The organism is Plantactinospora sp. KLBMP9567, assembly GCF_033446045.1.
Classification (GTDB): domain Bacteria; phylum Actinomycetota; class Actinomycetes; order Mycobacteriales; family Micromonosporaceae; genus Plantactinospora.
In genome coordinates this window covers 40,259-61,620 of the sequence record NZ_JAWQRR010000020.1, presented here as the reverse complement: position 1 = coordinate 61,620, position 21,362 = coordinate 40,259, and the positions used below count along the sequence as shown (strand labels likewise).

Sequence of the window (21,362 nt, the reverse complement as noted above, 5' to 3'; positions counted from 1 at the left end):
CTCAACCCACCAGGTTCGTCAGGGCGCGCACGATGGTGCGCCGGACCAGCGTTGTCTTGAACCGGTTGTGCGCCAGCGGTCGGGCCGCCTCGACCGCCAGGGCGGCGGCTGCCTCGAACACCTCCGGCCGGGGAGCCTTGCCGCGCAGCGCGTCCTCCACCGCCGGCAGCCGCCAGGGCCGGGTACCGACCCCGCCCACCGCCACCCGTGCGTCCCGGATCAGGCCACCGCGCAGGTCCAGCGCCACCGCCGCCGAGGCGAGGGCGAACTCGTACGACTGCCGGTCCCGGATCTTCAGGTACGCCGACCGGGTGGCCCAGGGCAGCGGCGGCACGGTGACCCGGGTGACCAGTTCGCCCGGGCGCAGGTCGTGCTCCCGGTCCGGGGTGTCCCCGGGCAGCAGGTAGAAGTCGGCGAGCCGGACGTCCCGGGTCCCGCCCCGGCCGACCAGCCGGATCCGCGCGTCCAGCGCGACCAGGGCGACGGCCAGGTCGCTGGGGTGGGTGGCGACGCAGGAGTCGCTGGTGCCGAGGATGGCGTGGCCGCGGTTCTCGCCGTCGACCGCCGGGCAGCCGGAGCCGGGCCGGCGCTTGTTGCAGCCGGTGGTGGTGTCCCGGAAGTAGCCGCAGCGGACCCGTTGCAACAGGTTGCCGCCGATGCTCGCCATGTTGCGCAACTGCGGCGAGGCGCTGTGCAGCAGGGCCTGGGCGATCACCGGATATCCGCCGGCCACCAGTGGGTGCCCGGCGACGTCGCCCATCCGTTCCAACGCACCGACGTGCAGCCCCTCGTGGTCGGCCGAGACGCCGCGCAGCGGCAGCCGGTTGATGTCCACCACCTGGCGGGGGGTCATCACCTCCAGCTTCATCAGGTCCACCAGCGTGGTCCCGCCGGCCAGGTAGGCCGTGCCGGCTCCGCCGCCGGCGACGGCCTGCGACACGCTCTGCGCGGTGCGGTAGTCGAAGGGCCTCATCGGTCCGCCCCGCTCCGCCGGGCCGTCCGGACGGCGGCCACGATGTTCTCGTACGCCCCGCAGCGGCAGATGTTGCCGGACATCTGCTCGCGGATCTCGTCGTCCGAGCCGGTGTGCCCCTCGTCGAGCAGGGCCACCGCCGACATGATCTGCCCGGAGGTGCAGAACCCGCACTGGAAGGCGTCGCAGTCGATGAACGCCTGCTGCACCGGGTGCAGCCGGTCGCCGTCGGCCAGTCCTTCCACGGTGGTGACCCGGCGCCCGGCGGTGGCCGCCGCCAGGGTCAGGCAGGAGAGCACCCGTCGACCGTCGACGTGCACCGTGCAGGCGCCGCACTGGCCCCGGTCACAGCCCTTCTTGGAACCGGTCAGCCCGAGCCGCTCGCGCAGCGCGTCCAGCAGGGTGACCCGGGAGTCGATCCGCAGCCGCTCGGTGCGGCCGTTGACCGCCACCGTTATCTCGACGGTCGCCGCGCCGCCCGTCTCCGGTGCCGGTGCCGCGCCGGCCGGCTCCGCCAGCCCGGTGTCGACCGCCGGCCCGGCTGCCGCGCCGACGGCCAGCCCGGCCGAGGCGACCGCCGTCCGGTGCAGCACACCGCGCCGGGACACCCCGGAGGATAGGACGTCGACGGGGGGCGAGTCCGATCCGGACCCACTGCTCATAACACACCTCCGGACGTGCCGCCGGCCGGTGCGGGGCGCGTACACGTACGCGTACGCGCGGTGCGGTGGGGCACCGGACCACGGCCGGGGCCCTCCAGTAAACCAAAGATGATCGTCAATGTCGATGGAGTCGGCAGGACGCCGGGTGTACCCGGGTGGCGCCATCCATCGATATCTGTCATGCTCTTGCGCCATGGTCGGGCTGACGAAACGGTTTCCCCTCATCCTCCTCACCGCCGCCGCGGTACTCGCCAGCGGCGGCGCCGCACAGGCCGGCGGCGGGCAGGCCGGACCCGGTGGCCGGCCCGGTGGCTGCGGTCCCCGCACGCTGCTGTTCTGCGAGGACTTCGAACGGCTGCCCACCGGCGGTGCCGCCTCGCTGGCCTGGGGCATCGACACCAAGGACGGGATCCTGACGGTCGAGCGGCAGCGGCACGACAAGGTGCTGCGGGTGCACACCGAGGGCAACGGCCGGGCCTTCCTCAAGGTGGACGACTTCGCCGCGCCGGGCAACAGCTTCTACGGCCGGATCCGGTTGAAGGTGGACGCCTTCCCGACCGCCCCCGACTGGGCCCACTTCACCCTGGTCGAGGCGACCGGCCCGGGCAGCGCCGAGGTGGTCCGGCCGATCGGTGGCCAGTGGGCGCCACCGCTGGGCGGGTCGTACTGGGGCGTCGGCGCCGACGGCGGCCCGACCGGTGACTGGACGAACTGGCGGGAGTCCGCGCCCACCGTGGAGGACCGGTGGCAGTGCTTCGAGTGGCAGTGGGACGCCACCGACAACCGGGTCGCGGTCTGGATCGACGGCGTCGCCCAGCCCGAGATGACGGTCAGCACCACCGAGCACGGCGGCAACCCGGTCGACTTCGTCCTGCCCCGCGCCGACACGGTGAAGATCGGCTGGCAGCTCTACCAGGGCGGCCCCACCCCGGACCACTTCGACCTCTGGATCGACGACATCGCCCTCGCCGGGCACCGGGTGGGCTGCGGCCGCTGAGCGCGACACGCGCTCGGGCCAACGCTCGCAAAGGGAGGGTCGACGGAGCCGCTACGCTGGTAATCCGTCCCCCTCGATCCGTACGGAGCTGATCTCGTGACCGCGCCAAACGACGGAGGCTACCCCGCCTTTCCGATCGACGTCCCGACCTCGGCCCGGATGTACGACTATTCCCTCGGCGGCAAGGACAACTTCCCGGCGGACCGGGCAGCCGTGCAGTTCGTCAACTCGCAGTACCCGTCCAGCCTGGACGTGACCCGGGAGAACCGGCTCTTCCTCTACCGGGCGGTCCGGTTCCTCGTCCGGGACCTGGGCATCAGGCAGTTCCTCGACCTGGGCAGCGGGCTGCCGACCCAGGCGAACGTGCACCAGGTGGCGCAGCAGTTCCAGCCCGGGGCCCGGGTGGTCTACGTCGACGTCGACCCGATCGTGCTGGCGCACGGGCGCGCCCTGCTGGCCGACGACGAGACGACCCGGGTGATCGCCGCCGACGTCACCGAGCCGGAGCGGATCCTCGCCGACTCCGACGTCCGCAAGATGATCGACTTTTCCCGGCCGGTCGCGGTGCTGCTGCTCTCGGTCACCCACTCCATCGTCGATGACGACAAGGTCCGCCATCTGCTCGCGGTGATGCGCGAGGCGATGGCCCCGGACAGCTACCTGGGCTACTCGCAGCTCGCCGGCACCGACCGGGCCGGAGTGGACGCCGGCAACGCGATGGTGAAGAAGATGGGCATCACCTGGAAGAACCGCATGGTCGAGGAGGTGGCGGAGTTCGTCCGCGACTTCGAGCCGGTCGAGCCGGGGCTGGTCGACGTCAAGACCTGGCGTCCCGACCCGACCCAGCCGCCGCTCGCGCCGGTCGACGAGGCGCTCCGGCCGTACCTGGGCAGGGGCGCGGAGGAGACCCGGTTCTACGAGTACGGTGGCGTGCTGCGCCGGCCCTGAGCCTGCCGCGTCTCGTAGACTCCGGTGCCGTGACGGGCCTCCGCTTCGCGCTTTCGGTCGACTACGGGACCTCACACACGGTCGGGATGCTGCGGTGGCCGGACGGCCGGGTCCGGCCGTTGGTGTTCGACGGCTCGCCGCTGCTCTCCTCCGCCGTCTTCGCCACACCCGACGGCCGGATACTCGTCGGGCGGGACGCCGAGCGCAGCGCGCGGGTCGACCCGGCCCGCTACGAACCGAATCCGAAGCGGATGGTCGACGCGGGTGAACTGCTGCTCGGCGCGCGGGCGTACCCGATCGCCGAGCTGGTCGCGGCCGGGGTGCGGCGGGTCTACGCCGAGGCGGTCCGCGCGGCCGGGCAGGCGCCGTCAACGGTGACGATCACCCACCCCGCGACCTGGGGACCGGCCCGACGACAGGTGCTGCACTCGGCGGCCGCCCTCGCCGGGCTGCCCCGGGTCGGGCTGGTGGACGAGGCGTCCGCCGCCGCCGCGTACTTCGTCCGGGTGCTCGGGCGGCAACTCGCGCCGGGCCGGGCCATCATGGTCTTCGACCTGGGCGCCGGCACCTTCGACGTGAGCGTCGTACGCCGGACGCCCGGCTCCTTCGAGACGGTGGCGACCGACGGCATGGACGCGTTCGGCGGGGTGGACCTCGACGCGATCGTGGTGGAGCGGATCGGCGCGGCCGTGGCGGCGAGCGATCCGGAACGCTGGCGCCGGCTGACCGTTCCGGCCGGACCGGAGGACCTCCGCGACTTCCGGCTCTTCTGGGACGACGCCAAGGCGGCCAAGGAGATGCTCTCCCGCCAGCCGACGGCCTCGGTGCACCTCCCCATCCTCAACCGGGACGTGCACGTCACCCGGGAGGAGTTCGAGCAGGCGGCCCGACCGGTGCTGACCCGGGCGGTCCGGTTGGCCGTGCAGACCCTGGACAACTACCACCGGGATCACCGGGAGCGGGTCTCCGCCGTCTTCCTGGTCGGTGGATCGACCCGGATCCCACTGGTGGCGACGCTGCTGCACCAGCATTCGGCGATGGCGCCGGTCGCGATCGAGCAGCCCGAGTTCGTGGTGGCCGAGGGCGGGCTGCATCTGCCGGCGATGGCGACCGGGGAGTCGGTCGGCGTCGCAGGCCACGCCGTGGTACCGAATCCCCGCGCCGGCTCCGCGACTCCGCCCCGCGTGCTCGCCCCGCTGCCCGGGGCGTCCGCGCCGGTGCCGGGCCCGCCGCCGGGCGCGTCCGTGCCGCCGTGGGGTGCCGCCGGCCGTACCGTGCCCCGGCGGCGCCGTCGTGCCGTGGTGGCCGGGGCGGTGGCGGTGGCCGTGCTGGCGCTGGCCGCCGTCGGCGGTGTGACCTGGTGGCAAACCGGTTCCCCCGGCCGGGCCTTCGGCGATGACAGCGACCTGCGCGAGTTCGCGGGGAGATTCATCGCCGCGGCCGACAGGTGCGAGCGGTCGGGCGACGCGACGCGGCACCGGGACGAGACCGGGCTGGAGATGCCGGACGACAACTTCAGAGCCGTCGTACGGTGTCAGGGCAGCGACTGGACCGGATACTTCTACAACTCCGGTGCCCCCCGTGGGCTGCCGAACCGCTCGCCGGACGACCACCGCACCCAGATCCCCGACGGCGTTATCGACCGGTACAGCGGAGTGGTCGAACTCTCCGGCGAGGTGAGCCACCAGGCCGGCAGCGGGCCGCTGCAGGCGTACGTGGAGTTCAGGGCTGCCGGCGACCGGCCCGGCATCTACTGGGAGCCCACCGACCGCTACACCTACCGGCTCGGGGCCGCGGTGCTCAACCTGGACCCGGCGGCCGGGATCGAGCCGCTGCGGGAAATCTGGCGCGACCGCGCCTGACGGCGTCTCCCCGCCGTTCGGCCGGACGGCGTGCCCGCCGGAGGGCCGGGCCGGTGGTGGTAACCCGGGGCACCCACCACCGGCCCGGGGCCGATCAGCCGGTCACCGTCACCACCCGGCGCACTCGCCCGAGGCGTGGCCACGGACCTCGTTGCGTACCCCGAAGTCGGCCACCAGCCCGTTGCCGGTGCAGGAGAGCAGGCCGCTGATCCGGTTGCCGGCCATGGCCAGCCCGTGCTCACCACCGGCGTTGCCGGCGAGCCGGACTGCGCCGCTGAACGTGCTGCCCACGCTCGCCACGGTGCCGGTGCTGCCGCTGATCTGGACCGCGCCGCTGACCGTCGCGCCGAAGATCTGCACCGCGACCGCCCGGTCGGTGCTGATCCCGCCGGAGACCGCACCGCCGGAGACGATCAGCGAGGCACCGGGGCGTACGGTGATCCGGCCGGCCACCCGAGCGTCCTTGAGGCAGGTCACCCCGGTGGCGACGGTCAGGTTGCCGGCCCGGGCACCGGAGATCGTCCGGGTGCAGGCCGGCGAGGAACCCGGCAGCACGGTGGCCCGGAACTCGTCCGCCGAGCCGATGTTGCCGGCCGCGTCGATCGCCCGGTGCTCGACGGTGTGCGTGCCGTAGCCCGGTTCGGTCTCCTCGAAGACCGCCTTGGAGAGCCCGCCCGAGCCGAGGTTGCCGTAGACCAGCGACTTCACCACCGTGCCGGTGGGGGTGAACAGGAACGGCGTACCGGCCGGGGCGTCCGGCCAGCCGAAGTAGTTGAACCAGCCGTCCCGGTCGAGCCGGAACTCGCCGACGGTGAACCCCGGCCGGTCGTCGGTCGGCTCCAGCCCCATGGTGAACCGCTCGAAGTAGACGTGGTGCGGGGTGCCGCCCGGCAGCGTGCTGACCGGCGTCGAGAGGGTCGCCGTGGTGCCCGCCTCAAGGTTGTCGACCGTCCAGGTGCGGGTCTCCGAGTCCCCGCCCGGAGCGGCCGGGTCGGTCACCGTCGCGGCGAGCCGGTAGCTGCCCGGAGCCAGCCGCAGCGCACCCAGGTCGAGGTTGCGACTGTTGTGCGGGTTCGGCAACACCGTGCCGTCCAGTCGCCAGGTCACGTCCAGCACCCGGTCGACCGGGTGGGTCGTCTCGACGTACACCACGTCCTGGCCGCCGACCGCGCGCTCGTCGGTCTGGGTCGAGGCGGTGAACGCCACGTCCACCTCCGACGGCGGGCTCGGCTCTGCGCCGATCGTCCACTGCCGGCTCTGGGTCAGCGCCGGCCCGTTGCGGATCGCCGGGTCCCGGACGAACTCGGTAGGGTCGGACACCGTCACCCGTACGACGTCGCCGGGCCGGACGTCCAGGTCGGCAAGTTCCAGGTTGCGGCTGTTGTGCGTGTCCGGCACCGCGACCCCGTTGACCGCCCAGCGCACGTCCAGCTCGTGGTAGACCGGATGCTGGGTCTCCACCCAGAGCACGTCGGTGCGCCCGACCGCCCGGTCCGTGGGGGTGGCGGAGAGCGCCATCGCGTTGGTGTTGCGGCGGCCGGAGATCCGCTGCGTCATGATCTCCCGGCTAACCTGGTCGTAGTAGAAGCCGATCCAGCGCATGATGGAGTGCTCGCTGGGCCGCCAGACGCCCGAGGTGGCGTACATGCCGCTCTCGTAGCGGCCGATCGTGCCGCCGGACTCGCTCTCCTCGCCGAGCCAGCGCCACCACTTCGCCTGCTGCTCGACCATCTGCTGCTCGGTCAGCCGGGTGTGGTGCCGCGAGTCCGGCTCGGCGCAGTCGTCGGTGCAGTACGGCCCGCCCGGGTCGGGGCGGTTGGAGTACGGGTACTCGTCCTGGAGCTGTCCCAGCGAGTGACCCAGCTCGTGCGGGCTGATCAGTGGCCCCTGCGGGGCGCTGCCGGAGGTGGTCGCGTTGGTGCCACCGATCCCGCCGTACGTGTCGGTGTTGGCGATCGCCAGGATCTGCCGGTTGCTGGCGGTCACCCCGAGCGGCGCGACGAGCTGCTGGAGATAGCGGTTGAGCGCCTGGGTGCCGTAAGGCTGGAAGGTGATGCCCCGGGCGAGCGGATTGGTGCAGCCGTCCGCGTAGTGCAGGCCGAGCGGGGTGATCCGGTCCGGGTCCGGCGGATCGTCGTCCGGGTCGCAGCGGATGCCGGACTCACCGGAGACGATCTCGATCACGTAGACGTTGAAGTAGTTCCGGTAGCTGCGGTACGGCTCGATGCTCCACTGCACGTTCATGTGCCGGTCCACGTCGGCGTGGAACTTCGGCAGCTCGGCCGCGGTGTAGCCGTCGCCGAGCAGGATCAGGTTGAGCCGCTCGCTGGCCGGGCCGGTGACCTGGAGCGGGACGAGCCGGGCGCTGCCCACCTCGGGCTCGGCGGCGGCCGGGCTGGGCTGGGCCAGGGCCAGCAGTCCGGCCGCCAGGGCCACCGAGGCGAGGGTGGCGAGTTTCCGTCTTCTCGACGCGGTCAATCTCATCGACGTCACCTGCCGGACTCGGGGGTGGTCGGCTCCGGGAACGGGCCCGGAACGGAACAGTCGGCATAGATCATCGGGGAAGGCTAACCCGCTGCGCGGCGGCCGGTCATCCATCAACTGCCGCAAGTATCCGCCGCCGTACCGACACCCCGGCTGACCTCGACGGAGGCGGCTGCGGAGCGCCGACTAGCATCTACCGGTCGTAAGCGTGCGAATTGCCGGAAGGACAGATGAGCCAGTACGCGTTGTTGATCTCGCCGTCGTCGAACCGGGTCTACGCGGACGCCTCGGTGACGCTGACCCGGGCCGAGCTGGCGGTCTTCGACCGGGCCGTGCTCGGCGGCCGGCTGCACGACATCGCCGAGACCGTGCTCGGTGGCGTCCGCTACGTCACCTTCACCGCCGACCAGCTCGACGGACGCGACGTCGCGTACCTGGCCAACCTGTCGTCGATCTACGTGTTGTTCGAGGTCACCGGCGGACTGCTCCGGCCGGTCGAGCTGCGCCGGCTGGACCGGTTCGACGACGACCTGCTGACGATCCCGAAGTATCCGGGCAAGACCAACGAACAGTTCACCAAGCTGCTGCTCAACGTGACGCTGCTCGCCTCGGACTTCGCCCCGCAGATGCTGGACCGGAAGTTCCGGGTGCTGGACCCGCTCTGCGGCCGGGGCACCACCCTCAACCAGGCGCTGATGTACGGGTACCACGCCGCCGGGGTGGATCGCGACCAGAAGGACTTCGAGGCGTACTCGACGTACATCCAGACCTGGCTGAAGCGCAAGCGGGTGAAGCACCGGGCCGAGTCCGGGCCGGTACGCCGGAACCGGCAGGTGGTGGCCCGACGGTTGCAGGTCGAGCTGGCCGCCGACAAGGAGTCCTATCGGGCGGGCCGGACCCAGCGGCTGGACGTGGTGCAGGTGGACACCGTCCGCAGTGCGGAGTTCTTCCGGCCCGGCACCCAGGACCTACTGGTGGCGGACGCCCCGTACGGCGTACAGCACGGCAGCCGCAGCGCCGGGCACCCGCTGGCGCGCAGCCCGCTCGCCCTGCTCGCCGAGGCGGTGCCGGTCTGGGTCGACCTGCTCCGGCCCGGTGGGGCGCTCGGCATCGCCTGGAACACCCAGGTGGCGCGCCGGGACGAGGCGGCCCGGGTCCTCGCCGACGCCGGCCTGGAGGTGCTGGCCGACGGCCCGTACCTGGAGTTCGCCCACCGGGTCGACCAGGCGATCGTCCGCGACATCCTGGTCGCCCGCAAGCGCTGAGGAGCGTGCTGGTCGGGAAGGCCCCCGCTACGAAGACGACGAGCGGGGGCCTTTCCTGACAGCTCAGTAGCTGCAACCGCTGGTGGGCAGGCTGCTGGCGGCGGGCGGGGTGACACCGTCGTAGAGGGCGAGCAGGAAGTTCTGCGGGCAGCGGCGGGTGCTGCCGGTCCGGATGCCGAAGTGCAGGTGCGGGCCGGTCGAGTTGCCGGTGTTGCCGGTCGAGCCGATCCGCTGCCCGGCCGTGACGGTGGCACCGGACGCCACCGACCAGGCGGAGAAGTGGCAGTAGGTGTAGATCGCCCCGTCGGTACCGGTCAGGTTGATGCCCTGGCCGCAACTGCTGTCGTTGATCCGGACCACGGTGCCGGCCCGGACGGCGTACGCGGCCGTGCCGGTCGGCACCGGCAGGTCGATCGCCGGGTAGTCGTGGTGCGGGTCGTCGTACTCGCTGCGCGGCAGCGCGGTGCGGGGCAGCGGCAGGGAGAAGCTGGTGCCGCCACCGGTGGCGGTGGTGATCCGGACCGCGTCGGCGACCACGTAACCGGTGCCGCTGGTCCACCGGCTGACCCCGACCGCGTTGTAGTCGCCGGCGGCGAGCGGGAAGGTGCCGAGGCTGACCCACTGGCCACCGTTGGTCCGCTGGTTGACCGGGACGCTCTGGTTGCCGCTGGTGGTGGCGACGACGAACGGGGTGGCGTTGTTGTAGCCGGGGTCGGCCGGGTAGAAGACCTCCACCAGGTAATTGCCGGCGCTGGGGACGTTGACCTTGAACCAGGCCACGTCGCTGGCGGTGGTGTCGGGGGTGGCGTACCGGTAGTCGGGGCCCTGCCGGTCGGCGGACCAGGTGGACGTACCCCAGTTGGCGCTGGCGGTGAAGCGGTCGGCGGCGGCGTTGTCGACCGTCACCGTCGCGGCGCTGGCCGGAGTGGCCGTCAGCAGGATCGGGGCGGCGAGTGCGGTCGCGGTGAGGATGGCCAGGCTACGTGCGTATCCGGTCTTCATCGAAGGGCCCTTCGGCGCAGGCGAGGCGTAAAGTTGAAGGTATTTAACCAATCGTGAGCGCTGTTGGAAAGAGTTCTACATAGACGTGCGACTGTGCCTGCAAGCGGAGGTCAGAGGGAAGGCGGATATCAGCGGCAAATCCGGCCATTCAGGTATTCCGCAGCGTTGTTCGGTTTACAGTGACGTGGTGGCCGAGCCGGTCGCGGACTCGGCCGCTCCTATCCGGGCGGGCCACGGGGGGCCGGGTGAGTGACGAACTGACCAGCGAAGAGCCGCTCGGCCGGCTGGAGACCGTGCACACCTTCTCCGGTGCCATGCCCACCGGGGTCACCGTCTCCCGGCAGGGAAGGATCTTCGTCAACTTCCCGCGCTGGGGAGACCAGGTCGACGCCACCGTCGCTGAGCTGCGGGACGGGGCCTGCGTGCCCTATCCGGACCGGGACTGGAACAACCCGGCCGGCGACGACGACGCCGGTGCCTTCGTCTCGGTGCAGAGCGTCGTGGTCGACCCGACCGACCGGCTCTGGGTGCTCGACACCGGCAGCCCGAAGTTCCGGCCGACCCGCACCGGCGGTCCCAAACTGGTCTGCGTCGACCTCGACACCGACCTGGTCACCCAGACCATCGTGTTCCCCGCCGACGTGGCGCTGCCCAGCTCGTATCTCAACGACGTCCGGTTCGACCTGCGCCGCCGCTCGGCCGGGGTCGCCTTCGTCACCGACTCGTCCAACTCCGGTCCGAACGGGATCGTCGTGGTGGACCTGGCCAACGGGACGGCCTGGCGCCGGCTGAACGACCACCCGTCCACCAAGGCCGAACCGCTGGCCACGTTCCGGCCGCTGGTCGAGGGGCGGCCGTTCCTGGTCTGCCCGCCCGACGGGCCGCCGAGCCCGGTCTCGATGGGCTCCGACGGGATCGCGATCTCGGCCGACGGCGGCCGCCTCTACTACTGCCCGCTCGCCTCCCGCCGGCTCTACAGCGTCTCGACCGACGCGCTGGTCGACCGGTCCCTGGACGACGCCGAGGTGGCGGCGACGGTCCGGGACGAGGGCGACAAGGGGTCCGGCTCCGACGGGCTGGAGAGTGACGACGCGGGCCGGGTCTATCTCACCGCGTACGAGCAGAACGCCGTCCTGCGCCGGCACCCGGACGGCCGGTTCGAGACGTTGGTACGCGACCCGCGCCTGCTCTGGCCGGACACCATGTCCGTCAGCGCCGACGGATATCTCTACGTCACCGCCAACCAACTCCACCGGCAGGCCGACTACTCCGGCGGGGTCGACCGGCGACGCCGCCCGTACGCCCTGTTCCGGGTCGGTATCGACGCCGGCCCGGTGGCGCTGCTGCCCTGACCGGCGGGGTATTCGATCACCTACCAGTGATCAACGACAATGTCGACACCGGAACCGACCATCGTCCGACAGGGAAAGGCCGCTCGTCGGGGATACCGGGTCTTCGTTCCGGACCAACCTGATCGGGCTATGGTAACGAGCTGTTCGGCCGGCGCGAACAAGCTCTTTGGTCGCATCTCAAGCGATTCCCGCGTCGTTTCCTTCCTGGAAAACTTCACTGTGAGCCCACCCGCAAGTTCCACGAAACGTGGCGAGCGGTGATCGGGAAGGGAGCCGGACTTGGCACAGCGAGACAGGGTGTCGGCCGCCGTTCTGCGGGACCTGGCGGCGGAGATCTTCGAGGTCAACCCGGACGAGATCACCGAGGGGGCGGCGTTCTACGAAGACCTCGGGATCGACTCCGTGCAGAAGGTCGAATTCGTCGTCCGGATCGAGCGGCAGCTCGGCGTACGGCTGACCGACGAGGAGGCGGCCGGACTCCAGGACTTCGGCGACACCCTCGCCGTACTCCGGGATCGGGGCATCTCCGTTGGGCCGTGACCGGACCCGGGACGGCGGCCCGGCCGTGGTGGTCTCCGGAGTCGGTGCGGTCTCGGCCGCCGGTCTCGGCGCGGACGCGCTCTGGACCGCGGTGACCGGACGGCGGGTGCTGACCGGCCCGGTGACCCGGTTCGACATGTCCCGCTATCCGGCCCGCTGCGGTGCGGAGGTGCCGGCCGGCGCGGTCGCGGACCTTGACGCGATGGTGCCCGGCCACGAGTCCCTGGCCGGCCGGTTCCTCGCCGTCGCCGCGCTGGAGGCGCTCCGGCACGGCGGAGTGCCGGAACGGAGCCGGGCGCATCGGCTGGGCGTCTTCGCCGGCACCGTGATGGCCACCCGGCCGATCCTGGACCGGGGGATCGGGACGGGCCGGCTGGACGTGCCGGGTCGGGTCTGGGCCCGGCCGGACGCGCTGCTGGACACGCTTCGCGAGGTGGTCGCCGTCACCGGCCCGACGGTGTTGTTCGCGCCCGGCTGCGCGGCCGGGAACAGTGCGATCGCCGCCGGCGCCCGGGCGGTCGCGACCGGCGAGGTCGACGTCGCGGTCTGCGGCGGGGTCTCCGAACTGTCCCTGGAGATCCTCGCAATGTTCACCTCGCTGCGCGCTCTTGCGGTCGACACCGTGCGGCCGTTCGACGTCAACCGGCGGGGCACCATCCCGGGCGAGGGCGCCGGGGCGCTGATCCTGGAACGCGCCGACCGGGTCGCGGCCCGGGGCGGGCGGCCGCTGGCCCGGCTACTCGGCTGCGCCGCCGGGGCCGACGCGCACAACCCCACCCAACCGCACCCGGACGGCAACGGTCTGGTGTCGACCATCCACGGCTGCCTCGATCGCGCCCGGCTGACCAGCGACGACGTCGACTGGGTCTGCGCGCACGGCACGGGCACCCAGGCCAGTGACGGCATCGAGGCCCGGGCGGTGGCCAAGGCGCTGGCCGGGCGCCGCCGGCCGGTGGTCTCCTCGGTGAAGGGGCAGTTCGGGCATGCCGAGGGGGCAGCAGCCGCCCTGGAGGCGATCATCGCGGTGCAGGCGCTCGCCGCCGACCTGCTGCCGGGCAACGTCACGCTGATCGAACCCGACCCGGCCTGCGGCGGAATAGACCTGGTCGAGCCGGCCGGCCGGCGTGCCCCGGTCGGGGTGGTGCTGAGCCAGGCGTTCGGCTTCGGCGGCGGGGTCTCGACCGTACTGCTCGGAAAGGACGATCGTGCCGCCGGTTGAGGAATGCCTGGCCGTACGCGGCCTGGGGCTGCGGCTGCCCGGCCTGGCCGACGTCGCGGAGCTGGCCCGACTGGTCGACGGGGCACCCGTGCCGCCGGCGCCGGTACGCCGCTTCGCGGCCCCGAGCACCGACCTCGGCCCGCTCGACCGGCGTACCCACGCCCCGGTCGCGCCCCGGATTCCGGCCGCCGTCGCCGGCCGGGGACTGCGGGCCCTGCCCCCCGAGTCCCTACTCGCGCTGGCCGCGGCGGCCGACGCCGGCCCGGCCCGGCCCGACGATCCGCCCGACCCGTGGCTCGCGACGTCACTGGTCGACCCCGTCCAGGCCGGTCCGGCCGCGGTGCTCTGGGCCAGTTCGAGTGCGGGGCTGGCCGAGTACGCCACCATCTGCGTCGAGGCCGCCACCCTGGACCCGGGGCTGAGCAGCCCGATCATCGGTCCCGCCTCGGCGTTCAACGGACCGGCCGCGACCGTCTCCATCCGGCTCGGGCTCGACGGCCCGAACGAGACGATCACCGGCGGTACGGCGGCCGGCCTGAGCGCGCTGGTCGAGGCGGCCCGGCTGCTCGCCGACGGCCAGGCGGCCCGGGCCCTGGTCGGCGGCTCGGCGACGGTGAGCCGGTGGAGCCTCGGCGGACTCGCCGACGGGTTCGACGCGGCCGAGGGCGCGGCCTGCCTCGCGGTGTCGCCGGGCCGGGACGATGAGCCGGGCATCCGGCTCGGACGGTTCCGCCGGACCAGCCTGGACCCGTCCGACCTGGCGGCCCAGTGCCGCGCCCTGGTCCGCGCCGCCCGCCCCGCGGGATCGGGCGGTGCGGCCGGACCGCCCACCGGTGCACCGACCGACCGCCGCGCGCCCGAGCGTGACGCGCCGGTCGGCGGTCCACCGGCCGGGCCGGTCGGCACGATCGTCTCCACCGTCGACACCGCGTTGGTCGAGGCAGTCGCCAACGGTGCCGCCCGGCCGGTCTGGCACCTGGAAGCGTCGCTCGGCGACTTCGGGGCGGCCGGTGGCCTGCTGGCGGCGGCCTGTGCCGTCGCGTACTGCGCCAGCACACCGGCGCCGGCGAGCCTGCTCGCGATGGCGATCGAACCGTCCGGCAACGCAGCCATCCTGGAGGTCTCATCATGGGGAGCGCCAACCTCGTCGAGCGGCTGGTGGGGCGAGCGCTCGCGTCCGGTCGGGGCGAGCGGGTCGCGTACCTGACCGGCGCGGGTGGCCGGCTCGGCTACGCGGAGCTGTACCGCGCGGTGCGTGGCTACGCGGCGCGGCTGGCCGAGGCCGGGATCGGCCCCGGCACCCGGGGCCTGGTGGTGGCCGACGACGACCTGCCGACCGCGGTGGCGATCCTGGCACTGTGGTGGCGGGGTGCCGTGGCGGTGCCGGTGAGCCCGATGCTGACCGGGGCGGAACTCGGCTTCATCGCCGAGGACTGCCGGGCCGGGTTCCTGCACGCCGACGAGGCGGGCGGCGCGCGGGCGGACCAGGCCGGCCTCGGGCTGCCCCGGGGCGGCCCGGAGTGGCTGGTCCCCGGCGGGCCACCGTCACCGCCGCCGGTCGGTCAGCCGCCGTCCGAGGTGCTGCTGATCCAGTACACCTCGGGCAGCACCGGCAAGCCGAAGGGGGTACTGCACAACGGGGTCGGGGTGGCCGGGGCGCTGGACGGCTTCGGCCGGATCCTCGACCTGCGCCCCGACGACCTGGTGCTCTCCACCGCCAAGCTCTCCTTCGGGTACGGCTTCGGCAACTCGCTGCTCTTTCCGCTCGCCGTCGGGGCCGGCGTACTGCTCAACCAGGGACCGCCGGACGTCTACCGGCTGGCCGCGACGATCGCCCGGTACCGCCCGACCGTGCTCTGCGCGGTGCCCCGGGTCTACGCCGCGCTGCTCGACCGGGCCGGGCAGGGCGACCCGACGGACCCGACCGGTGCTCCCGACCTCGGCTCGCTGCGCCTCGCCGTGTCGGCGGGGGAGCACCTGCCGGCATCGCTCTGTGCCGACTTCACCGGCACCTTCGGGGTGCCGCTGGTCAACGGGCTGGGCGCGACCGAGGTACTGCACATCGTGCTGGCCACCCGGGGCAGTCAGCCCGGCTCGACCGGTACGCCGGTGCCCGGCACGAGGGTGACGGTCCGGGACGACGCCGGCCGGGTCGTGCCGGACGGGACGGAGGGCCGGCTGCACGTGGCGGGCCCGTCGGTGGCCGCCGGATATCTGGACCGTCCCGAGTCGGCGGCACGTACCTTCGCCGACGGCGGGGCCTACACCGGCGACATCGTCCGGCAGGACCCGGACGGGGAGTTGCGCTACCTGTGCCGGCACGACGACCTGATCAACATCGGCGGCTACAAGGTCTCGCCGCTCGACGTCGAGGCGGCGGTCCGGAACCTCGACGGGCTCGCCCAGTGTGCGGTGGTCGGCGCGCGGGACCAGGCCGGGCTGGAGCAGGCGGTGGCCTATCTGGTGCCGGCCTCCGGCGTCGACCCGGGCGCGCTGCGTCGGGCGGCCCGGGCGGCGTTCCGGGCCGGGCTGCCGCCGCACAAGCGTCCCGCGGTGGTCGAGGTGGTGGAGGCGTTGCCGACCACCTCGACCGGCAAGCTCGCCCGGTTCCAGCTCCGCAGCCGGGCCGGTGAGCGGGCAACGGTCCGGATGCGGGTACTCCGCGACGGTCCCGGCCGGACCCTGGTCTGCATCCCGTACGCGGGCGGCTCCTCCGGGGCGTTCACCCGGCTGGCCCGGCACCTGCCCGGCTCGTGGCGGGTGGTGGCCGGCGAGGCGACCTACCGGGACGGGGCCACCATCGGCGACGCGGCCGACGCCTGGTGGCGGGCGGGCACGCCGTACCTGTCGGACGGGGCGGTGCTGTTCGGGCACAGCCTCGGTGCGGTGCTGGCCGCCGCGGTGGCCGACGCCGCCGGTGACGGGCTGGGCGGGGCCCAGGTGGTCCTCTCCGCCCCGCCGATGCTGCCCGGCACGCAGCGCCCGGCGCTGGTCTCCGACGACGACGAGACCCTGCTGGCCGGACTGCGCAGTACGGGGCTGCTGCCGACCAGCGCGCTCACCTCGGAGGAGATCACCCGACTGCTGCTGCCCCGGTTCCGCCGGGACATCGCGCTCGCCCCGGACGGCTTCCAGGGGGTACGGTCCCGGGCCGTGCACCTCTTGCTCGGCACCGACGACGGGCTCTGCACCCGGGACGCGGTCACCGCCCGGATTCCGGTCGACCGGATCGCCAGCCTGCACATGGTGCCCGGCGATCACTACTTCGTCGCCACCAACCCGGCCCGGACCGCCGAGGTGCTCGCCGGGATGTTCCAGGACTGACGGCCTCCCGGGCGAACGTTCAGCGTGCCGCGACGACGTACGGGAACCGGTCGGTGCGAGCGCTGGCGTTCTGCTGGGCGGTCAGCCCGGCGGTGGCGGCCCGGTTATTGCGAAATTGGCCGACGGCGCCGCGACCCGGGGTCGAACTGCCGGCCCGGGCCGCGACGGGCCATCAGTCGATGTCCTCGCGGACCCGGGCGACGAGTTGGGTCGGATTGACGAACCGCAGTGCGACCACCAGCAGCACCAGCATCATCGCGGTGTACATCACCGCCATCGCGTCGATGGACTGTTGCGCCCGGATACCGGCCGCCGACATCGTGTAGTACAGCGCCACCACCAGGGTCTGGGAGTCCGGCCCGGCGGTGAGGAAGGTCAGCTCGAACATCCCGACCGTCCGCACCAGTACCAGGATCGAGGCGGCCAGGATGCCCGGGGTGAGCAGTGGGGCGAGGATCCGGACGAAGATCTGCCGGGTGCCCGCCCCGCACATCCGGGCGGCCCGCTCCACCGCCGGGTCGATCTGCTCGATGAACGGCGTCATGGTCAGGATGACGAACGGCACCGAGGGCACCAGGTTGGCCAGTACCACCCCGGAGAGGTGCCCGGCAAAGCCGTACTTGTAGAGCACCGTGGCCAGCGGGATGCCGTAGGTGATCGGCGGCATCAGGATCGGCAGCAGGAACAGCAGGTAGAGCAGCCGCCGGCCGGGGAAGGACCGCCGGGCCAGCACGTACGCGGCGGGCACCCCGACCAGCACCGAGATGCCGACCACCAGCAGCGACACCTCCAGGGTCACCAGCAGCACCTGGAAGAGGCCGAACTCCTGCCAGGCCTGCCCGTACCACCGGGTGGTGTAGCCCTGCGGCAGCCAGGTGTCGTACCAGCGGTCGCCGAAGGAACTGACCAGCACCGAGCCGATCACACCGGCCAGGTTGACGAAGAAGAACGCCACCACGCCCCAGATCAGCCAGGCCGCCGGTCGGGCGACCAGGCGACGACGGCGGGGCGCCGGGGCGGTAACCGAACCCATCAGCCCTTCCCTCCCGCCGTCGACCCGGTGTAGAGCAGGGCTCGCCAGCCGAGTACGGCCGCGATCACCAGCAGTTCGATCAACCCCATCAGCACGGCGATCGTCGCGGCCATCGGGTAGTCGTACTGCACGTAGGCCGCCTCGTAGGCGGCGATCGAGATCACCCTCGTGGTACCGGCCGGGTCACCGACCAGGATTGCCGACGGGAAGACGCTGAACGCCAGTACGAAGGTGAGGCAGAACGTGGTGGCCAGGCCGGGCGCCAGCAGCGGCAGGGTGATCCGGCGGAACCGCTGCCACCAGCCGGCGCCGAGGGTGGCGGCGGCCCGCTCCAGCGTCGGGTCGATCCCCGACAGGTACGACAGCACCAGCAGGAAGGCGAACGGGAAGCCGGTGATGACGATGGAGAAGAACACCCCCCAGTAGTTGTTGGTCAGCCGGACCGGTTCGTCGGCCAGCCCGGCGCCGAGCAGTATCCGGTTGAACCATCCGGTCGGGCCGAGGAAGTTGAGCAGCCCCTGCGCGGTGAGCACCGTGCCGAGGGTGATCGGCACCACCAGTACGGTGGTGAGCAGCCGCTTCCCCCGGAACCGCCCCCGCATCCGGTAGGCGATCGGCACCGACGCGGCGACGTTGAGCAGTGCCGCCGGCAGCGACAGCTTCAGCGTCGTCCAGATGGTGTCCCGCTGGTACGGATCCGAGAAGAACTCCTGGTACGCGGCGAACGGCCCGCCCTCGGTCGGCTGGAAGGACAACCCGACGCCGTACCCGAAGGGATAGATGAAGAGCACCAGGATGAAGAGCGCGGCCGGGGCGAGCAGCAGGAGTTGCCGGTCGATGCCGTGTTCGGCCAGCCGGTGCCGCAACGCCACCCGGGTCCGGCCCGGCGGCCGCCGCTCGGCCGGTCGCCCGCCGGTCGGCTCACCGGCCCGGGGCGGGCTCGCGGTGGCGCTCACCGGGAGCCTCCGGCGGCCGGTTCGTCCACCGGCGCGTCGCCGGAGCCGTCCGGCGGCGCGTCGGCCGGCTCGTCCCTCGGCGACCCGGCCGCCCCGTCCGGTGCCGGCCCGTCGCCGGGCTGCCCGACCGACTGCCCGGCCGGCTCGGCCGCTGGGAAGACCAGCAGCCGGGCCGGATCCACCCCGATCCCGATCCGCTCGCCCAGCTCCGGACGCTGGTCGGTACGGAGGTTGAACTGCACCCCCTCGGCGGTACGCGCCTCGACCGCCACCTCGCGGCCCTGGTATTCGACCACCTCAACGATGGCCGGTACGCCCTCGTCCGGACCGGTGATCCGCAGGTCCTCGGGACGTATCCCGGCGATCACCTCGGCACCGGCGGCCACCGTCCCGACCGGGGTGCCGACCAGCCGCATGCCCTGGCCGGTCACCACCACCTCGGGGCCGCCGCCCTGCTCGGCCCGCAACCGCAGCAGGTTGCGGTAGCCCATGAAGTCGGCGACGTGCCAGTTCGCCGGCCGGGTGTGCAGCTCCTCCGGGGTGCCGACCTGCTGCACCCGCCCCTCGCGAAGCACCACCAGCCGGTCGGCCAGGGAGAGCGCCTCCTCCTGGTCGTGCGTGACGTAGACCGTGGTCAGCCCGAGCGACTGGTGCAGCCGGCGGATCTCGGTACGCATCTCCAGCCGCAGCTTCGCGTCCAGGTTGGACAGCGGCTCGTCCATCAGCACCAGCGCCGGTTCCAGCACCACCGCCCGGGCGATGGCGACCCGCTGCTGCTGGCCGCCGGAGAGCTGCCCGGGCAGCTTGCTGGCGTGCTCCTCCAGCCGTACCAGCCGGATGGCCTCCTCGGTGCGCCGCCGGATCTCGGCCCGGGGCAGCCGGCGCATCTGCAGGCCGAACGCGATGTTGCGGCGTACCGACATGTGCGGGAAGAGGGCGTAGTTCTGGAACACCATGCCGAAGCCGCGCTTCTCGGCCGATACCGTGTCGAGCCGGGTGTCGTCGGACCAGATGCTGCCCCTGGTCAGCGGGAGCAGGCCGGCGAGGCAGTTCAGCGCGGTGGACTTGCCGCAGCCGGACGGCCCGAGCAGGGCGATGAACTCCCCGCGCCGGACCGTCAGGTCCAGGTCGGTCAACGCGTCGTGGCCGGCGAAGCTGCGCGTCACGCCCTCCAACCGCAACTTCTCAAAACTCACTTGCTCACCTTTGCGCCGCCGATCTCGCGGTCCCACCGGCTGAACGCCTCGACCAGCGCCTTGGCGTCCAGCGGTACCTCCAGCGGGTTGGTAGCGATCAGTTGCTCGTACTCCGGGCGGCCGTACTTCTCGATCGCCTCGCGGCTGGCCTGCGGCGCCATCGACAGCGGCACGTCCTTGATCGCCGGACCGGGATAGAAGTAACCCTGGTCATACGCCTTGGCCTGCTGCTCCGGGGTCAGCATGTGGTTCAACAGGGCCAGGATGGCGGCCTGCTTGTCCGTTGAGACCCCCTTCGGTACCACCGCGTAGTGCGCGTCGGTGACCCAGTGGAAGCCCTCCAGCGTGCCGATCTTCGCCTCCGCGGGCACGGTGCCCAGCACTCGCGGGTTGATGTCCCAGCCGGTGGTCGAGACGATGATCTTCGCAGAACCGTTGGCCAGGTTCTTCATCGTCTCCCCGGTGCCGGACGGATAGAGCCGGACGTACTTGTTCAGCTCGGCCAGGTACGCCCAGGTCTTCGCCCAGCCGTTGACCGGGTCCTTCGGGTTCGAGTCGCCGAGCAGGTACGGCAGGCCCATCAGGAAGGTGCGGCCGGGGCCGGAGTTCGACGGGCGGGCGTACTGCACCGCGTTGGGGTTGGCCTTGGCGTATTCGAGCAGTCCCTGCGCGGTCGTCGGCGGGTTCGGCACCTTCGACGGCAGGTATTCGATCAGCGGGCCGGACGGGTAGTAGGTGATGGTCACTCCGTGGTCGCCGGCCAGTTTCTGCATCGCGGACGCGCCCGGCAGGTAGTTCGCCATTCCAGGCAGCCGGCCGGCGTGGGTGGGCAGCAGCGGGGTCCAGAGGTCCTGGTCGATGCCGGCGGCGAGCCCGTCGACACCGGTCAGCACCAGGTCGATCTCGACCCGGTTCGCGTCCTGCTGGGCCTTGACCTTGCCGACCAGCTCCGGCGAGGGCGACTTCGAGTACGTCACCCTCGACACCGTGTCGGAGTTTTTCGCGACGAAGTCGTCGATCATCGACTGGGTGAGTTGCAGGTTGCCGGCGACGTCGAGGATGTTCAGGACGACCGGCGAGCCGGGCTTGTCCGGCACCGCGCCCCCGGTCGGTCCGGGCGCGGCGGCCTCCGGCGCACCGCAGGCGGCGGCGACCAGGCTCAACGCGGTCAGGGCCGTGGCGGCGAACAGCCGGCGTTGGCTTCGACGCATGGGCATTCCTCTCTCTCGGTTCGGCGATCCTATGATGTCGCGCGTTCTGTCTGTGCTGCCTGCTGAACCTTTTCAACGTCCCGCCGCGTCCGTCGTGGCCGCAGCGGGAGGTCGGGAGCGTGCGTCGTAGCGGCCGCGTTGAATAGTTTCAATGTGTGAGCGGTCCGCCCCCCCCCCGCCCGGGCCGGGGGGCCCCCCCCTTGAGCCCGTGCGTCGCGGGTGGTTGCGCCCTGGGCCCTACGCCCGCTCTAGGGGTGGGGGGTGGGGGGGGGTTTTTTTTTTTTGGGGGGGGGGGGGGGGCCCCCCCCCCCGGGGGGGGGGGGGCCCCCCCGCCGATG

At 72.5% G+C, this 21,362-nt stretch carries 17 protein-coding genes; 9 read left to right on the top strand and 8 right to left on the bottom strand.

The features are described from left to right. Nucleotide 1 precedes the first annotated feature (1 nt). Together R6Y94_RS15255 and R6Y94_RS15250 are read right to left on the bottom strand one after the other, a co-directional pair. The gene (locus R6Y94_RS15255) at nucleotides 2–973 is read right to left on the bottom strand and encodes a xanthine dehydrogenase family protein subunit M (RefSeq protein ID WP_318396506.1); all 972 of its coding nucleotides are present in this window, start codon (nucleotides 971–973) and stop codon (nucleotides 2–4) included. Continuing rightward, entirely contained in the window at nucleotides 970–1,431 is a 462-nt protein-coding gene (locus R6Y94_RS15250; RefSeq protein WP_318396685.1) for a (2Fe-2S)-binding protein, read from the bottom strand. The genes R6Y94_RS15255 and R6Y94_RS15250 overlap by 4 nt, the downstream gene beginning before the upstream one ends. Nucleotides 1,432–1,828: 397 nt before the next feature. Between R6Y94_RS15250 and R6Y94_RS15245 the strand changes: the two genes are divergently transcribed. The 3 genes from R6Y94_RS15245 to R6Y94_RS15235 all read left to right on the top strand — a co-directional run bounded on the left by R6Y94_RS15245 (nucleotide 1,829) and on the right by R6Y94_RS15235 (nucleotide 5,442). Further along, the gene (locus tag R6Y94_RS15245; RefSeq protein ID WP_318396505.1) at nucleotides 1,829–2,632 is read left to right on the top strand and encodes a hypothetical protein; all 804 of its coding nucleotides are present in this window, start codon (nucleotides 1,829–1,831) and stop codon (nucleotides 2,630–2,632) included. 96 nt (nucleotides 2,633–2,728) lie between these two features. Further along, nucleotides 2,729–3,580: an SAM-dependent methyltransferase gene (locus R6Y94_RS15240; RefSeq protein ID WP_318396504.1), complete on the top strand. Its 852-nt coding sequence runs from the start codon at nucleotides 2,729–2,731 to the stop codon at nucleotides 3,578–3,580. Between the two features lie 29 nt (nucleotides 3,581–3,609). After that, on the top strand, nucleotides 3,610–5,442 hold the full coding sequence (locus R6Y94_RS15235; RefSeq protein ID WP_318396503.1) for an Hsp70 family protein: 1,833 nt from the start codon (nucleotides 3,610–3,612) through the stop codon (nucleotides 5,440–5,442). 108 nt (nucleotides 5,443–5,550) lie between these two features. Here the strand turns inward: R6Y94_RS15235 and R6Y94_RS15230 are convergent, their stop codons facing one another. Then, entirely contained in the window at nucleotides 5,551–7,926 is a 2,376-nt protein-coding gene (locus R6Y94_RS15230; protein ID WP_318396502.1) for a M64 family metallopeptidase, read from the bottom strand. 230 nt (nucleotides 7,927–8,156) lie between these two features. Between R6Y94_RS15230 and R6Y94_RS15225 the strand changes: the two genes are divergently transcribed. Beyond that, nucleotides 8,157–9,191 carry an SAM-dependent methyltransferase gene (locus R6Y94_RS15225; RefSeq protein WP_318396501.1) on the top strand — a complete coding sequence of 345 codons (1,035 nt, stop codon included), beginning with the start codon at nucleotides 8,157–8,159 and terminating at the stop codon, nucleotides 9,189–9,191. Nucleotides 9,192–9,254: 63 nt separating this feature from the next. Here the strand turns inward: R6Y94_RS15225 and R6Y94_RS15220 are convergent, their stop codons facing one another. Beyond that, nucleotides 9,255–10,193, bottom strand: coding sequence for a peptidoglycan DD-metalloendopeptidase family protein (locus R6Y94_RS15220; RefSeq protein WP_318396500.1), 939 nt, complete (start codon nucleotides 10,191–10,193; stop codon nucleotides 9,255–9,257). A gap of 245 nt (nucleotides 10,194–10,438) precedes the next feature. On the opposite strand from R6Y94_RS15220, the gene R6Y94_RS15215 reads away from it, so the two are divergent. From R6Y94_RS15215 to R6Y94_RS15195, 5 genes are all read left to right on the top strand, one after another. After that, entirely contained in the window at nucleotides 10,439–11,545 is a 1,107-nt protein-coding gene (locus R6Y94_RS15215; protein WP_318396499.1) for an L-dopachrome tautomerase-related protein, read from the top strand. A 279-nt stretch (nucleotides 11,546–11,824) separates the two neighbouring features. Then, a complete protein-coding gene (locus R6Y94_RS15210; protein ID WP_318396498.1) occupies nucleotides 11,825–12,085 on the top strand; it encodes an acyl carrier protein in 261 nt (86 codons plus the stop codon). Then, on the top strand, nucleotides 12,075–13,304 hold the full coding sequence (locus R6Y94_RS15205) for a beta-ketoacyl synthase N-terminal-like domain-containing protein (protein ID WP_318396497.1): 1,230 nt from the start codon (nucleotides 12,075–12,077) through the stop codon (nucleotides 13,302–13,304). The genes R6Y94_RS15210 and R6Y94_RS15205 overlap by 11 nt, the downstream gene beginning before the upstream one ends. Next, complete coding sequence (locus tag R6Y94_RS15200) at nucleotides 13,291–14,511, top strand: beta-ketoacyl synthase N-terminal-like domain-containing protein (RefSeq protein ID WP_318396496.1); 1,221 nt, start codon at nucleotides 13,291–13,293, stop codon at nucleotides 14,509–14,511. Before R6Y94_RS15205 ends, R6Y94_RS15200 begins: the two co-directional genes overlap by 14 nt. Then, a complete protein-coding gene (locus R6Y94_RS15195; RefSeq protein WP_318396495.1) occupies nucleotides 14,433–16,628 on the top strand; it encodes an AMP-binding protein in 2,196 nt (731 codons plus the stop codon). Before R6Y94_RS15200 ends, R6Y94_RS15195 begins: the two co-directional genes overlap by 79 nt. A gap of 172 nt (nucleotides 16,629–16,800) precedes the next feature. Here the strand turns inward: R6Y94_RS15195 and R6Y94_RS15190 are convergent, their stop codons facing one another. Genes R6Y94_RS15190 through R6Y94_RS15175 form a run of 4 tightly spaced genes read right to left on the bottom strand, consistent with a single transcriptional unit; the run spans nucleotide 16,801 to nucleotide 21,024 of the window. Beyond that, nucleotides 16,801–17,661, bottom strand: a complete 861-nt coding sequence (locus R6Y94_RS15190) for an ABC transporter permease (RefSeq protein ID WP_318396494.1) — start codon at nucleotides 17,659–17,661, stop codon at nucleotides 16,801–16,803. Continuing rightward, nucleotides 17,661–18,617 (bottom strand): sugar ABC transporter permease, encoded by a 957-nt coding sequence (locus tag R6Y94_RS15185; protein ID WP_318396493.1) that lies wholly within the window; start codon nucleotides 18,615–18,617, stop codon nucleotides 17,661–17,663. The genes R6Y94_RS15190 and R6Y94_RS15185 overlap by 1 nt, the downstream gene beginning before the upstream one ends. Further along, the gene (locus tag R6Y94_RS15180; protein ID WP_318396492.1) at nucleotides 18,614–19,813 is read right to left on the bottom strand and encodes an ABC transporter ATP-binding protein; all 1,200 of its coding nucleotides are present in this window, start codon (nucleotides 19,811–19,813) and stop codon (nucleotides 18,614–18,616) included. The genes R6Y94_RS15185 and R6Y94_RS15180 overlap by 4 nt, the downstream gene beginning before the upstream one ends. Continuing rightward, complete coding sequence (locus R6Y94_RS15175) at nucleotides 19,810–21,024, bottom strand: ABC transporter substrate-binding protein (protein WP_318396491.1); 1,215 nt, start codon at nucleotides 21,022–21,024, stop codon at nucleotides 19,810–19,812. Before R6Y94_RS15175 ends, R6Y94_RS15180 begins: the two co-directional genes overlap by 4 nt. Between the last annotated feature and the right edge of the window lie 338 nt (nucleotides 21,025–21,362).

Coding starts and splice junctions, on each gene's coding strand:
- R6Y94_RS15255 (WP_318396506.1), bottom strand. CDS start 973: ATGAGGCCCTTCGACTACCGCACCGCGCAGAGCGTGTCGCAGGCCGTC.
- R6Y94_RS15245 (WP_318396505.1), top strand. CDS start 1,829: ATGGTCGGGCTGACGAAACGGTTTCCCCTCATCCTCCTCACCGCCGCC.
- R6Y94_RS15230 (WP_318396502.1), bottom strand. CDS start 7,926: ATGAGATTGACCGCGTCGAGAAGACGGAAACTCGCCACCCTCGCCTCG.
- R6Y94_RS15225 (WP_318396501.1), top strand. CDS start 8,157: ATGAGCCAGTACGCGTTGTTGATCTCGCCGTCGTCGAACCGGGTCTAC.
- R6Y94_RS15220 (WP_318396500.1), bottom strand. CDS start 10,193: ATGAAGACCGGATACGCACGTAGCCTGGCCATCCTCACCGCGACCGCA.
- R6Y94_RS15195 (WP_318396495.1), top strand. CDS start 14,433: ATGGGGAGCGCCAACCTCGTCGAGCGGCTGGTGGGGCGAGCGCTCGCG.
- R6Y94_RS15190 (WP_318396494.1), bottom strand. CDS start 17,661: ATGGGTTCGGTTACCGCCCCGGCGCCCCGCCGTCGTCGCCTGGTCGCC.
- R6Y94_RS15175 (WP_318396491.1), bottom strand. CDS start 21,024: ATGCGTCGAAGCCAACGCCGGCTGTTCGCCGCCACGGCCCTGACCGCG.